The organism is Rhodopseudomonas sp. B29 (assembly GCF_000333455.1).
Classification (GTDB): Bacteria; Pseudomonadota; Alphaproteobacteria; order Rhizobiales; family Xanthobacteraceae; genus Rhodopseudomonas.
This window is the reverse complement of sequence record NZ_BADD01000058.1, coordinates 1-13,397: the sequence shown is the minus strand read 5'-3', so window position 1 is coordinate 13,397 and position 13,397 is coordinate 1. Positions and strand designations below refer to the sequence as shown.

The 13,397-nt window shown below is 66.5% G+C and carries 10 protein-coding genes and 1 pseudogene; 4 read left to right on the top strand and 7 right to left on the bottom strand.

All coding sequences use genetic code 11. From position 1 onward, the window contains the following. Positions 1–112: 112 nt before the first annotated feature. Genes I5M_RS01945 through I5M_RS01935 form a run of 3 tightly spaced genes read left to right on the top strand, consistent with a single transcriptional unit; the run spans position 113 to position 3,216 of the window. Positions 113–877 carry a hypothetical protein gene (locus tag I5M_RS01945; protein WP_244431911.1) on the top strand — a complete coding sequence of 255 codons (765 nt, stop codon included), beginning with the start codon at positions 113–115 and terminating at the stop codon, positions 875–877. Beyond that, positions 870–1,535 carry a gluconate 2-dehydrogenase subunit 3 family protein gene (locus tag I5M_RS01940; RefSeq protein WP_022719861.1) on the top strand — a complete coding sequence of 222 codons (666 nt, stop codon included), beginning with the start codon at positions 870–872 and terminating at the stop codon, positions 1,533–1,535. The genes I5M_RS01945 and I5M_RS01940 overlap by 8 nt, the downstream gene beginning before the upstream one ends. After that, positions 1,522–3,216, top strand: coding sequence for a GMC family oxidoreductase (locus tag I5M_RS01935; RefSeq protein ID WP_022719860.1), 1,695 nt, complete (start codon positions 1,522–1,524; stop codon positions 3,214–3,216). Before I5M_RS01940 ends, I5M_RS01935 begins: the two co-directional genes overlap by 14 nt. Here the strand turns inward: I5M_RS01935 and murD are convergent. From murD to rsmH, 7 genes and pseudogenes are all read right to left on the bottom strand, one after another. After that, a pseudogene (gene murD, locus I5M_RS29010) lies at positions 3,200–4,614 on the bottom strand (UDP-N-acetylmuramoyl-L-alanine--D-glutamate ligase). The gene I5M_RS01935 and the pseudogene murD overlap by 17 nt on opposite strands. Positions 4,615–4,780: 166 nt before the next feature. Further along, entirely contained in the window at positions 4,781–5,866 is a 1,086-nt protein-coding gene (gene mraY / locus I5M_RS01925; protein ID WP_022719859.1) for a phospho-N-acetylmuramoyl-pentapeptide-transferase, read from the bottom strand. Between the two features lie 11 nt (positions 5,867–5,877). Then, entirely contained in the window at positions 5,878–7,320 is a 1,443-nt protein-coding gene (locus tag I5M_RS01920) for a UDP-N-acetylmuramoylalanyl-D-glutamyl-2,6-diaminopimelate--D-alanyl-D-alanine ligase (RefSeq protein WP_022719858.1), read from the bottom strand. Then, the gene (locus tag I5M_RS01915) at positions 7,317–8,780 is read right to left on the bottom strand and encodes a UDP-N-acetylmuramoyl-L-alanyl-D-glutamate--2,6-diaminopimelate ligase (RefSeq protein ID WP_022719857.1); all 1,464 of its coding nucleotides are present in this window, start codon (positions 8,778–8,780) and stop codon (positions 7,317–7,319) included. The genes I5M_RS01920 and I5M_RS01915 overlap by 4 nt, the downstream gene beginning before the upstream one ends. Before the next feature lie 236 nt (positions 8,781–9,016). Next, positions 9,017–10,774, bottom strand: coding sequence for a penicillin-binding protein 2 (locus I5M_RS01910; RefSeq protein ID WP_022719856.1), 1,758 nt, complete (start codon positions 10,772–10,774; stop codon positions 9,017–9,019). Beyond that, positions 10,771–11,157 (bottom strand): hypothetical protein, encoded by a 387-nt coding sequence (locus I5M_RS01905; protein ID WP_031335041.1) that lies wholly within the window; start codon positions 11,155–11,157, stop codon positions 10,771–10,773. The genes I5M_RS01910 and I5M_RS01905 overlap by 4 nt, the downstream gene beginning before the upstream one ends. Continuing rightward, on the bottom strand, positions 11,157–12,149 hold the full coding sequence (gene rsmH, locus I5M_RS01900) for a 16S rRNA (cytosine(1402)-N(4))-methyltransferase RsmH (RefSeq protein WP_022719854.1): 993 nt from the start codon (positions 12,147–12,149) through the stop codon (positions 11,157–11,159). Before rsmH ends, I5M_RS01905 begins: the two co-directional genes overlap by 1 nt. Before the next feature lie 485 nt (positions 12,150–12,634). Between rsmH and I5M_RS01895 the strand changes: the two genes are divergently transcribed. Continuing rightward, positions 12,635–13,397, top strand: a 763-nt coding sequence (locus I5M_RS01895) for an N-acetylmuramoyl-L-alanine amidase (RefSeq protein ID WP_031335038.1), incomplete at its 3' end; no start/stop codon positions are given.

Below are 13,397 nucleotides of genomic sequence, written 5' to 3'. Positions count from 1 at the left end.
AGCTAATCGCATTCCAGCGCGACGCGATCTCTCGAACACACCGCAGCACTCATCAGGGACTGTCCGCGCTGCGCGCCGACTCAATCGCGCCGCGGGTCTGCTGGCGACCTCGGTGCTCGCCGACAGCGGCGTCGAACATTATCGCGGCTCGTTCAAGAATAGGGCAATGTTCACGCCGCTGATCGTCTCCGGCGCGACGCTGGCGATCAGCGCCCACGGCACCGCGGACATGCGCCCGGCCGCGCATCGCGTGCGCGACGTGACCTACGCGCTGGCGGCCGTCACCGGCCTCGTCGGCACCGGCTTCCATTTTTACAATGTCGGCAGGAAGCTCGGCGGCTTCTCGTGGCAGAATCTGTTCTACGGCGCACCGCTCGGCGCTCCGATGGCGATCCTGCTGTCGGGCCTGATCGGCTTCAGCTCCGAACGGCTGCGCGAAAGCCAGCCGGACGAACAGCAAGGTCCGGAGATCTTCGATCTTCCCGCCGGCCGGATGCTCGCCGCGGTAATCAGCGTCGGCCTGCTCGGCACCACCGCCGAAGCCGCGCTGCTGCACTTCCGCGGCGCCTACCACAATCCGGCGATGTATCTGCCGGTGACGCTGCCGCCGATCGGCGCGCTCTTGATGGCGCAAGTCTGCGTCGGCACGCGCACCCGCCATGTCGCCGCGCGTAACTGGATGTGGCTGCTGGTCGCGATGGGCTTCGCCGGCTCCGGTTTCCACGCCTACGGCATCTCGCGCAACATGGGCGGCTTCGCCAATTGGAGCCAGAACATCCTGGCCGGCCCGCCGTTGCCGGCGCCGCCGAGTTTCTCCGGCCTGGCGCTTGCCGGCCTCGCCTGCATCGATCTCGTCAGGGAGCATCCCGATGCGTGATCCAACCCGGCACAAACCAGCCGATCGCTACCCCGGCTACGACGTGCTGTCGAAGCGCAACGGCCCATCGTGGAACGACAAGACCCGGCGCGTCGTCGATCAGCGTCTCTCCATTGACGACGAGCCACGCTTTTTCGCTGCTGATGAGTTCGCACTCGTGCAGGCTGTTGCAGCTCTCATCGCGCCGCAGCCGGCTCATCGCCCGATGATCCCGGTCGCGGGTCTCGTCGACGCCAAGCTGCACCGCGGTGAATCTGACGGCTTCCGCGCGCCGAACATGCCGCGCGAGCGAGACGCTTGGACGCGTGGCCTTGCGGCGATCGAAGCCGAGGCGAGGCGCGCACATGGCCGCGGCTTTTGCGAGCTGACGAAATCGGAACAGATCGACCTGCTGGAGAAGATGCAGAACGGCGAACTCCACGACGCGGCCTGGGGCGAGATGCCTCCGCAGGCGTTCTGGAAGCATCGGCTCAGCCACGACATCGTAATGGCTTACTACGCGCATCCCACCGCTTGGAGCGAAATCGGCTGGGGCGGCCCCGCCAGCCCGCGCGGCTACGTCCGGCTCGATTTCAACGACCGCGATTCCTGGGAAGCGGCGGAAGCCGGCAGCAGCGACGGCGACAACGTGCGGAGGATCAACCGTGGCATTCGATGATCCACTCGATAGACCCCGCGCCGCCGGTGGCCGCGCGCCGGACGTGTTTCGTCGCGGCGGCTGGGTGCCGATGCGCGAGTATCGCGACAGCGAGCCGGTCGACTTCGTCATCGTCGGCACCGGCGCCGGCGCCGGCACGCTGGCCTGCCGGCTCGCCGAGCAAGGCTTCTCGGTGGTGGCGCTCGACGCCGGTGCCTACTTCCGGCCGCTCGAGGATTTCGCCTCGGACGAAAGCGAGCAGACCAAGCTGTACTGGACCGACGATCGCATCGTCGACGGCGATAATCCGCTGCAGATGGGCAGCAACAACAGCGGCAAGGCGGTCGGCGGCTCGACCGTGCATTTCGCCATGGTGTCGCTGCGCTTTCGCCCGGAGTGGTTCAAGTCACGCACTTTGCTCGGCTACGGCGCCGATTGGCCTATCGACTGGCGCGAGATGTGGCACTACTACGCGGAGGTCGAGGACGCGCTGAAGATCTCCGGTCCCGTCACCTATCCGTGGGGGACGAAGCGTCCGCGCTATCCCTATCGCGCCCACCCGCTCAACGCCGCCGCCCGTGTCCTCGCCAAAGGCTGCGAGGCGATGGGCATTTCCTGGACCGAGACGCCGCTGGCGACGCTTTCGGCGCCGCGCGGGCTGGCGCATCCCTGCGTGTATCGCGGCTTCTGCGTCACCGGCTGCTCGACCAACGCCAAGCAGAGCGTACTGGTCACCTGGCTGCCGCGCGCGCTCGCATCCGGCGCGGAAGTTCGCGATCTGGCGATGGTCGGCCGCATCGACACCGGCAGCGACGGCCTCGCGACCGGCGTGCACTATCACCGCGCCGGACAGTGGCGCTTCCAACGTGCCCGGAACGTCGTCGTCGCCGGCTACGCCATCGAGACGCCGCGGCTGCTGCTGAATTCGGCCAACGACCAATTTCCCGATGGCATCGCCAATTCATCGGGGCTGGTCGGCAAGAACCTGATGGTGCAGTCCAACCAGGCGGTGTGGGGCACGATGGAGGACGAAGTCCGCAGCTACAAAGGGCCGCCGTCGCTGGCGATCACCGAGCACTGGAACTACGACGACGACAAGGATTTCTTCGGCGGCTACGCCTATATGAGCCAGGGGCCGCTGCCGCAGCTCTGGGCCAATACGCAGCTCGGCGCCCACGGCCTGTGGGGCGAGCAGCTGATGACCGCGATGAAGGACTACAACCACGTCGCCGGGCTCAAGATCGTCGGCGAGACGATGCCGCAGGAGCGCAATTGCGTCACGCTGGCCGACGAGGTCGATCAATACGGCCTGCGCATCCCGCGCATCACCTTCTCGTTGTGCGATAACGACAAGAAGCTGATCGACCACTCGCTGAGCTTCATGGGCCAGGCGCTTTCCGCCGCCGGCGCGCGCAACATCTGGGCTCAGGAGGACGACACCTGCCACCTCAACGGCACCGCACGCATGGGCGACGATCCGCGGCGCAGCGTCGTCGACGCCGACTGCCGCAGCTGGGACATTCCGAATCTATGGATCTGCGACGGCTCGGTGTTTCCGACCGTCGGCGGCGTCAACCCGTCGCTGACCATTCAGGCGATCGCCTGCCGCACTGCCGACCGCATTCACCAGATGGCGAGGCGCGGCGAGCTCGAGCGACTTCCAGCTGCAAGGCCGCGCCGGGTCCTCACGCCATCGGCGTGACGCCGGGCTGCGCCAGTACAAGATCGCGGAAGCGAGTGCCGCGAATTTCGAAATTGCGGAACTGATCGAACGACGCGCAGGCCGGCGACAGCAGCACCACCGGCTCGGCGAGACCAGACGCCGCGGCATCGCGGGTCGCACTCGGCACGGCGTTGTCCAGCGTCTCGCTGATCTCGTACGGCACCTTGCCGTCCAGCGTCGCGGCGAATTCCTGCGCAGCCTCGCCGATCAGATAGGCCTTGCGGATGCGCGGGAAGTACTCGGCGAGGCTTTCGATGCCGCCGGACTTCGGCTTCCCGCCGGCGATCCAGAAAATGTCGTCGAACGACGACAGCGCTTTCGCCGTGGCATCGGCGTTGGTGCCCTTGGAGTCGTTGACGAACAGCGTCGTCCCGCCATCACCGGCTTGGCGGCCGACCTGCTCCATCCGGTGCGCGAGCCCCGGAAAGCTGCGCAGCCCCTGCTGCAGCACGTCCGGCGCGACGCCGAGCGCCAGCACCGCGGCCGCGGCCGCGCCGGCGTTCTGCGCATTGTGCAGCCCGCGAAGCGAGCCGATGCCGGTGAGCTTGGCGATGTCGCTGCGGACACCGCCGGAGACGCGGGCAATCGTTTCCAGATCGGCGACGATGCCATCCGCTAGCGGCTGCTTCACCGACAGACGCAGCACGGTCCTTGCCGCGCGCTCGATGCGGTCCGCCATGGAGCGGCCGAAGTCATCGTTAACCCCGGATGAGGGGCTGCCGCCGTCCTGCACGCCGGGCAACGAACCGTTTCCTTCACCGGGGCGTAGTGTTCGATCGTGCCGTGGCGGTCGATATGATCTTCAGTGACGTTGAGCATGATGCCGACGGTCGGATTCAGCGACGGCGTCAGGTCGATCTGATACGATGACATCTCGATCACGTGGACGCGGCCGGCCTGCGGCGGCTCCAGCGACAGGATCGCGGTGCCAATATTGCCGCCCATCTGCGTATCGTAGCCGGCCTGGCGCATCAGATGCGCGATCAGCGCCGTGGTCGTCGATTTGCCGTTGGTGCCGGTGATGGCGACGAACGGCGCATCCGGCGCATGCAGCTTGCGCTCGCGGCAGAACAGCTCGACGTCGCCGATCACCTCGACGCCGGCCTCCTGCGCCTTCAGCACGCTCCAATGCGGCTTGGGATGCGTCAGCGGCACGCCGGGCGTCAGGATCAGCGCGGCGAAGTTAGACCACGAGACGTTGCGCAGATCGGCAGTGATGAAATTGGCCTGTGCGGCTTCGACCATGCGATCGAGATTGTCGTCGCAGGCAATCACCTCGGCCCCGCCAGCCCGCAGCGCCTCGCAGCAGGCAAGCCCCGAGCCACCAAGCCCGAACACCGCCACGGATTTTCCGGCGAAAGACGTGACGGGGATCATGCGGCGACCTTCACAAGCACGACGTCATCCTGAGGTGCGCGCCGGCCACGGCGCGCCTCGAAGGATGGGTTCCAAGCGTGCCCGCGGCCATCCTTCGAGGCTCGCAAGAGCTCGCACCTCAGGATGACGCTGTGCGCGTGGACAGACAGAAAAGGCATTGCGTCACTCACCGCAGCTTCAGCGTCGACAGCCCGGCGAGTGCCAGCACCACCGCGATGATCCAGAACCGGATCACGATCTGCGGTTCGGTCCAGCCCTTCTGCTCGAAATGGTGGTGGATCGGCGCCATCTTGAACACGCGCTTGCCGGTGAGTTTGAACGAGGTCACCTGCACGATCACCGACACGGCTTCGAGCACGAACAGGCCGCCGATCACCGCCAGCACGATCTCGTGCTTCACCGCCACCGCGATCGAGCCGAGCATTCCGCCGAGCGCCAGCGAGCCGGTGTCACCCATGAAGATCGAGGCCGGCGGCGCGTTGAACCACAGGAAGCCGAGCCCGGCGCCGAGCAGCGCTCCGCACAGCACGGCGAGTTCGCCGGTGCCGGCGACGTAGTTGATCTGCAGATATTCGGCGAACACTGCGTTGCCGACCAGATACGAGATCATGCCGAACGAGGCGGTGGCGATCATCACCGGCACGATGGCGAGGCCGTCGAGGCCGTCGGTCAGGTTCACCGCATTGCCGGCGCCGACGATCACGAAAGCGCCGAAGATGATGAAGTACCAACCGAGATTCAGCACGACATCCTTGAAGAACGGGATCACCAGCGAGCTCGACAGCGCACCGCGCCCGAGCCACACGAATGCGAAGCACGCCGCGCCGGCGATGGCGAATTCGATCAGCAGCCGGGTGCGGCCGGAGATGCCCGCATGGGTCTGCTTGGTGACCTTCATGTAGTCGTCGTAGAAGCCGACGAAGCCGAAGCCGAGCGTCACCGCCAGCACGATCCACACATAAGGGTTGAGCGGATTGGCCCACAGCACGGTGCCGACCGTCAGCCCGGACAGGATCATCAGGCCGCCCATGGTCGGCGTGCCGCGCTTGGTGACGAGGTGCGACTGCGGGCCGTCGGCGCGGATCGGCTGGCCCTTGCCCTGGCGCAGCCGCAGATTGTCGATGATCCAGGGGCCGAACAGGAACACGAACAGCGCGCCGGTCACCACCGCGCCGCCAGTCCGGAAAGTGATGTAGCGGAAGACGTTGAAGGCAGGAAACGAGCTGGAGAGATCAACCAACCAATAAAGCATTCGGAGCCGCCTTACACCGCAGCGTCGTCGTGCGCGGCCTTGTCGGGAAAGCGCTTGGTCAGCGCGGTGACAATCGTTTTCATGCGCGAGCCGAGCGAGCCCTTGACCATGATGGCGTCACCGGCGCGAATCGCGCCTGTGAGCTGGGATTCGAGCTCGGCCGCACTCCCTGCATAGCCGCCTCGCTTGCCAGAGGAAAGGGCATCCCACAGATTGCGCATGAGGGGTCCGCAGCAGAACACAAGGTCTATCCCGCTGCTCGCCACGGCTTCGGCGAGACCGCGATGCAGCTCCGGCCCGGCGGGGCCGAGTTCGAGCATGTCGCCGAGCACGGCGATGCGCCGGCCCTGCGCGCCGACCTCGGCGCGGCCGAGCACGCCGAGCGCCGCCGCCATCGAGGCCGGGTTGGCGTTGTAGCTCTCGTCGATCAACGTCGCCGTTCCCGATGCGCCGAGATCGAGCTGCGTCCGCACCCCTCGCCCCGCCGCGGGCGCGACCTGCGACAATGACAGCGCCGCCAGCGCCAGATCGGCCCCGGCGAGTTCCGCCGCCGCCAGCACCGCCAGCGAATTCAGCGCGATGTGGCGTCCGGGCACAGCCAGCTTGTAGGTGACTTCATGGCCGAGAATATTCGCATGCACGGCCGAGCAATCGGGGTGCAACGCGACGTCGATCAGCCGTGCCTCGGCCTTCGCATCGGCGCCGAACGACACGATGCGGCCGACGCCGGCCTTGCCGGCATTGTCGATCAGCCTGCCGAACAGCGGATTGTCGCGATTGAGCACCGCCACGCCGCCCGGCTCGAGGCCGGCGAAGATTTCTGACTTGGCGTCGGCAATCCCCTCGATGCCGTCGAAGAATTCGAGATGCACAGGCTCGACCGTGGTGATGATGGAGATGTGTGGTCGCACCAGCTTGACCAGCGGTTCGATCTCGCCGGCATGGTTCATGCCGATCTCGAACACTGCGAAGCGCGCATCCGCCGGGCAGCGCGCCAGCGACAGCGGCACGCCCCAATGATTGTTGAACGAGGCGACGGATGCGTGCGTCAGTCCCTGCGCCGCGAACACGCCGCGCAGCGCTTCCTTGGTCGAGGTCTTGCCGACGGAGCCGGTCACGGCGATCACCTGCCCGCCGAGCCGCGCCCGCGCCGCGCGCCCGAGCTGGCGCAGGCCTTCCAGCACGTCCTCGACGATCAGCAAACGCGCGTCTTCGGCAAACTTGCTGCGCTGCGCCCGCTCCACCACCGCCAGCGCGGCGCCTGCCTTCAGCGCAGCGTCGACGAAATCATGGCCGTCGTGCACGTCGCCCTTGATGGCGAAGTAAGCGTCGCCCGGCGCCAGCGTGCGGCTGTCGATCGAAATGCCGAACACGTCGGACGGAAGCGCGCCGCTGCACTCGGCGGCCATCGCCTGCTCCATCGCGTCCGTGGTCCACAATGCCTGTTTGCTCATGCCGCACTCGCTGCCAGCGCCGCGCGTGCGGCGTCGTGATCACTGAAGGGAAGCGTCTTGTCGCCGACGATCTGCCCGGTCTCGTGACCCTTGCCGGCGATCAATAGCGCATCGCCTGGTTCGAGCGACGCCACCGCGACGCGGATCGCCTCGGCGCGGTCGCCAATCTCGCGGGCGCCCGGCACAGCGGCGAGGATCGCAGCGCGTATCGCGGCGGGATTCTCACTGCGCGGATTGTCGTCGGTGACGATCACGCTGTCGGCCTGCGCCGCCGCGATCGCGCCCATCAGCGGCCGCTTGCCGGTGTCGCGGTCGCCGCCGGCGCCGAACACGACAACCAGCTTGCGCTTGGCATACGGCCGCAGCGCCTGCAGCGCTTTCTCCAGCGCGTCAGGCTTGTGGGCGTAGTCGACGAACACCGGCGCGCCGTCCCGGTCGCCGATCAGTTCGAGCCGGCCGGGCGCACCTTCGAGGCGCTCCAGTGCGGCGAACACTTGCGGCGCGTCTCCGCCAGTGGCGATCACCAGACCAGCTGCGACCAGCGCGTTCTCGATCTGAAACGCGCCGACCAACGGCAGCTTCACGGTGTTGCGCTTACCCGCGTGTTCGAGGTGCAGCGTCTGCGCGAAGCCTTCGACAGCCGCATCGAGCAGCTTGATGCCGTCACCGGCATCGCCGCCGCTGCCCACTGTGAGCAGCCGCAGCCCGCGCGTGCGCGCCGCCTCGATGACTTGCGCCGAACAGTCGTGATCGGCCGAGATCACCGCCGCGCCGCCGTCGACCACGAGATTGCGGAACAGCCGCAGCTTGGCATTCAGATAGTGCGCGACGTCGGGATGGTAGTCCATGTGATCGCGCGACAGATTGGTGAAGCCGCCGGCGGCGACTCGGACGCCGTCGAGCCGATGCTGATCGAGCCCGTGCGACGAGGCTTCGAGCGCCAGATGGGTGACGCCCTCGCCGGTGATCGTATCGATCGTGCGATGCAGCGCGATCGGATCTGGCGTGGTCAGGGAGCCGTAAACGCTACGCGTTGGTGTGACGAGGCCGATCGTGCCGATGCTCGCCGATTGATGGCCGAGCAACTGCCAGATCTGCCGCGTGAATGCCGCGACCGAGGTCTTGCCGCTGGTGCCGGTGACGGCCGCGATCACCTGCGGCTGCCGCGGATAGACCCGCGCCGCCGCCAGCGCCAGCGCACGCCGTGGATTGGCGAGTTGGACAAACGGAACACCGAGGCCCTGCTCCGGCCGATGCTCGCCGGCGATCGCCACCGCTCCCGCCGCCACCGCGGCGTCGATGAACCGCGCCCCCTCGGTTTTCACGCCCGCGAGCGCGAAGAACACGTCCCCCGGCTTCACCGCCCGGCTGTCGAAGGCAATGCCGGAGATGGCGAGACCGGCCGCTTCTGCCGACATCGCAGACGCTTCGGCGTCGCTGAAGAGATCCTTGAGCTTCATCGTCCTCGGAGCCGTTTCATCGTGCAATCCATCGCTTCATCCGTCATTGCGAGGAGCGCAGCGACGAAGCAATCCAGCCCGTTGCACTGCGCTGGATTGCTTCGCTTCACTCGCAATGACGTGGAGAGTCACTTATCCCTCGGCAGACGGTCCCGGCCCTGAAACGCGGTTTATTGCAACGCCCGGCTTATGCGTATCCGCCGCCCGGCGCAACTCGGCTGACGCGGGCCGCCGGCCTAATTGCTGGCGGTCTTGGTTGCCCCCAAAATGAGGCGATCTGCGGTCGGCAGGTCGAACCGCGGCTCGATGCCGAGCAGCGGCGCGATTCGCTCGATCACCTTGCCCCCGGTCGGCACGGCGTTCCAGCCCGAGGTGATGAAGCCGTGGGTTTCCGGCAGCGCCTTGGGCTCGTCGAGCATCACCAGCACCTGATACTTCGGATTGTCGGCCGGCAGCACTGCGGTGAACGAGTTCAGCACCTGCTTCTTGGCGTAGCGGCCGTTGACCACCTTTTCGGAAGTCCCGGTCTTGCCGCCGATGTAATAGCCCTTGGCGATCTGGTCGGCCTGACGCGCGGTGCCGACTTCGGCGTTGAGGCGCATCAAATAGCGGATCTTGTCGCTGGTGTCCTTCTTGATCACCCGCTTGGCGAGCTTGAGCGCGTCTTCTTCGCTGCGCTTGAGGAAGGTCGGCGGGATGAGATTGCCGCCGTTGACCATCGCGTCGATGGCCATCACCGCCTGCAGCGGCGCCACCGCGATGCCGTGGCCGAACGCGATGGTGATGGTGTTGAGTTCGCCCCAGCGCTTGGGCACGATCGGCGACGCGCTCTCCGGCAGCTCGGTGCGCAGCCGGTCGAACTGGCCGACCTTCTTGAGAAACGCCTTGTGGGCCTCGACGCCCTGCGCCAGCGCGATGCGCGCAGCGCCGACGTTGGACGAATAGGTGAACACCTCCGGCAGCGTGATGTAGCGGCCGAGCGGATGGTCGTCGTGGATCGTGAACTTGCCGTAGTGCAGCGGCCCGCGCGCGTCGTAGGTCGATTGCAGCGTCGCCTTGCCGCTGTCGAGCGCCATCGCGAGCGTCATCGTCTTGAAGGTCGAGCCCATCTCATAGACGCCGGTGGTCAGTCGGTTGATGCGGTCGGGCTCGTTGGCTTGGCGCGGATTGTTCGGATCGAAGTCCGGCAGCGATACCATGGCGACGATCTCGCCGGTGCGGACGTTCGAGACGAGACCGGACGCCGCCTTGGCGCTGTACTTTTCCTTCGCCTTCAGCAGCTCGTCGCGCAGCGCGTGTTCGACACGGACATCGACCGCAAGTTCGATCGGCTCCTGCTGCCTGTCCGACGCGAAGCCGGCGCGGTGCAGATCGGCGAGGCCGTTGGTATCGAGCCATTTTTCGATGCCGGCGATGCCCTGGTTGTCGATGTTGACCAGGCCGATCAGATGCGACACTTCCGGTCCGTTCGGATAAACGCGCTTGTTCTCGCGGAAGAAGCCGACGCCCGGAATCCCGAGCTTCTTGATCTCGGCCTGCTGACGCGGAGTGATCTCACGCTTGAGCCAAACGAAACCCTTCTTGGTGGCGAGGCGCTCGCGCACCTCCGGCGTGTCGAGGTCCGGCAGCGTTGCCGTCAACAGCTCGACCGCCTCGTCCTGATCTATGATGCGGCGCGGTTCGGCATAAAGCGACGGCGCCTTGACGTCGGTGGCGAGGATCTGGCCGTTGCGATCGAGGATATCGGGACGCGCGGTCGCCACCGCGTCGGTCGACCCGCCGCGTCGCGCCTCGTGCGCATCGCCGAATGCGCCGATCATCACCAGCTTGAACGCGATGACGCCGTAGACCATGGCGAAGGCCAGCATCGCCAGGCCGACGCGGGCACGCGCCTTGGCGTCGCGGTCGACATCGCGGCCGTAGATCAGGCTGCGGATCAGCCGTCGTTGCCACGACACGTGATGGCCGGCGATCGGGAGCGACGGTTCGGTCATCGCGGGCTCTCCGGTGACGACGCCGGCACCGAGCCGGTGGTGAGATCAGGGTCGACCTTTTCGATCATCGAAGCGATCGGATCGGGATCGTTCGGATCGACGATCCGGGGCGGACGCTCCGGCAGATTCTTCAGCTGATCGAACTGCCGCGCCAGGATCGGCTTGAGCTTGAGATGACGTTCGGCGAGTCCCTGCAGCCGGCCGGTGGCATCGAGCTTGGCCCAATCTGCGCGCAGCCGGGCGATCGCGTCGCGCTCCTGGCGAATTTGCGCATGCAGCCGCAGCACCATCTCGGTGCGCGCGGTCGACTCCATCTTGATGCGATAGACATAGGCGGCGGCAAACACCAACGCGCCGATTACCACGAGATGCACGAGCCGCATCATCGCGCCGCCCCCATCACCGAAGCCAGCGTCGGCCAATGCGGCAGCGCCTCCGGCCGATGCGCCGGCGCAGCGGTGCGCTGCGCGGCGCGCAGCTTGGCCGAGCGCGCGCGCGGATTGGCGGCGACTTCGGCGGCGTCCGCAGTCACCGGCCGCTTGGTCAGAAGTTCGAAACTTGGCGCGGCTTGGGCGACTTCCGGCAGATGCCGCGAGCCGCCGCCGGTGCGGCCGCGATCGTTCAGGAAATTCTTGACGATGCGGTCTTCCAGCGAGTGGAACGTCACCACCGCGAGCCGGCCGCCGGGCCCCAGCACCTGCTCGGCCGCGTTCAGCGCTTCGTAGAGCTCGTCGAGCTCGGCGTTAACGAAGATGCGCAGCGCTTGAAACGTCCGGGTCGCCGGGTGAATCTCGCCGGGCTTGTGGCGAACTACTTTGCCGACGATGTCGGCCAGCGCCTTGGTGGTGGTGATGGGCGCCTCGCCGCGCGCCGCCACGATGGCGCGAGCGATATGGCGCGAGTAGCGCTCCTCGCCGAAGATGTAGATGATGTTGGCGAGATCGGCCTCCGAGGCGGTAGCTACCACGTCGGCCGCACTCGGTCCCTCACCGCCCATCCGCATGTCGAGCGGACCGTCGAGCCGGAACGAGAAGCCGCGTGCGGCTTCGTCCACCTGCATCGACGACACGCCGATGTCCATCACGACGCCATCGATCGGGATAGCGCCTTGCGCGGCGCACACGGCGGCCAGATTGGAGAAGCGATCTTCCACCAGCGTCAGCCGACCACCCGCCTGCTCGACCAGCTCGAAGCCGCCGGCGATCGCGCTACGGTCCCGATCGATCGCGATGACCTTGGTGTCCTCGGTCTGCAGGATCAGCCGGGTATAGCCGCCCGCCCCGAAGGTGCCGTCCACGTAGATGCCGCCCGGCTTCGGCTCCAGAAATCCGACCGCCTGGGGCCCGAGCACCGGGATATGCCGCTCGCGAATCATCGATGCGATCCAGCCGGCACGGCGCGCCGACCGGCCAAGCCGGTCCCGGCGCGCTGCGGATTGGCTTGGCACGGCAACCGTTTCATCTCGCCTCGGGTCACTCCGCGTCCGCCATACTGCCGCCGGCCGCGCACAGCCTGGGGACCGATCCTTCGTTCCGAATGGAATCTTGAGGATTGCCATGGGCTTACGGGCGCAAAACGGAGGTCTCGGCCGACGCGGCAGGTCGGCTCATCACACCTCAGTAACGGTCCTTAGCCTTAAGAAAACGTTGATGTGGTCCCGCCGCGTTTCGAAAATGGAAGCAAATCCAACGCGCTCCGAAAACGGTAAGTGGGTGATGCATACAACCCACAATCCACATAAAATGGCATAATCTTGACAGAGATCGATTGCTCCACCACGCAGGCCCCGGAATACTACGAAGCTTCAGTGACTTGACTGATGACCCGGCTGCCGTGGTGCCGCCGGCTTTGGATGGTTCGATGCCGCTTGGTTCACTCGCGTCCGCTGGTTCAGAGTCGAAGCGTCGACGCGTCCTCCCTTTGCCCAAGGGCATCGTCGCCATGCCGAGCTTCATGCCCGACTCGTCGGTGGTCTCCGACGTGATCCCGTCGCCGAATTACGGCGAACGCGCCAAGGGCCGCCAGCCAGATATGATCGTGCTGCATTATACCGGCATGCCGGATGTCGAAGGCGCGCTGACGCGGCTGTGCAAGGCCGGCACCGAGGTCTCGGCGCATTATGTGGTGCTGGAGGACGGCCGCATCCTGCAATGCGTACCGGAGGCCAAGCGCGCTTGGCACGCCGGCGTCGCCTATTGGGCCGGCGAGGAAGACATCAACTCCTGCTCGATCGGCGTCGAGATCATCAATCGCGGCCACGATTGGGGCTATCCGGATTTTCCGCTGCGCCAGATCGCGGCGGTGATCGCGCTGTGCCGCGGCATCATGCTGCGCCGGAACGTTCCGGCCCACCGCGTCGTCGGTCATTCCGATGTCGCGCCGGGCCGAAAGAAAGATCCGGGCGAGAAGTTTCCATGGCACGCGCTGGCGGCCTCCGGCGTCGGCCACTTCGTGCAGCCGGCGCGCATCGTGCCTGGGCCTTCGCTGAAGCCGGGCAGCGAGGGCGACGATGTTCGCGCCTTGCAGCAAGCGCTCACCGACTATGGCTATCGCACACCGCTGACCGGCAAATACGAAGCGTCGACGGCCGACGTCGTCCCTGCCTTTCAGCGTCACTACCGCC

What these genes read in the sequence shown, in the direction of transcription:
- I5M_RS01915 (WP_022719857.1), bottom strand. Translation starts at nt 8,780, where the DNA reads ATGAAGCTCAAGGATCTCTTCAGCGACGCCGAAGCGTCTGCGATGTCG.
- I5M_RS01905 (WP_031335041.1), bottom strand. Translation starts at nt 11,157, where the DNA reads ATGCGGCTCGTGCATCTCGTGGTAATCGGCGCGTTGGTGTTTGCCGCC.
- I5M_RS01910 (WP_022719856.1), bottom strand. Translation starts at nt 10,774, where the DNA reads ATGACCGAACCGTCGCTCCCGATCGCCGGCCATCACGTGTCGTGGCAA.
- I5M_RS01940 (WP_022719861.1), top strand. Translation starts at nt 870, where the DNA reads ATGCGTGATCCAACCCGGCACAAACCAGCCGATCGCTACCCCGGCTAC.
- rsmH (WP_022719854.1), bottom strand. Translation starts at nt 12,149, where the DNA reads ATGATTCGCGAGCGGCATATCCCGGTGCTCGGGCCCCAGGCGGTCGGA.
- mraY (WP_022719859.1), bottom strand. Translation starts at nt 5,866, where the DNA reads ATGCTTTATTGGTTGGTTGATCTCTCCAGCTCGTTTCCTGCCTTCAAC.
- I5M_RS01920 (WP_022719858.1), bottom strand. Translation starts at nt 7,320, where the DNA reads ATGAGCAAACAGGCATTGTGGACCACGGACGCGATGGAGCAGGCGATG.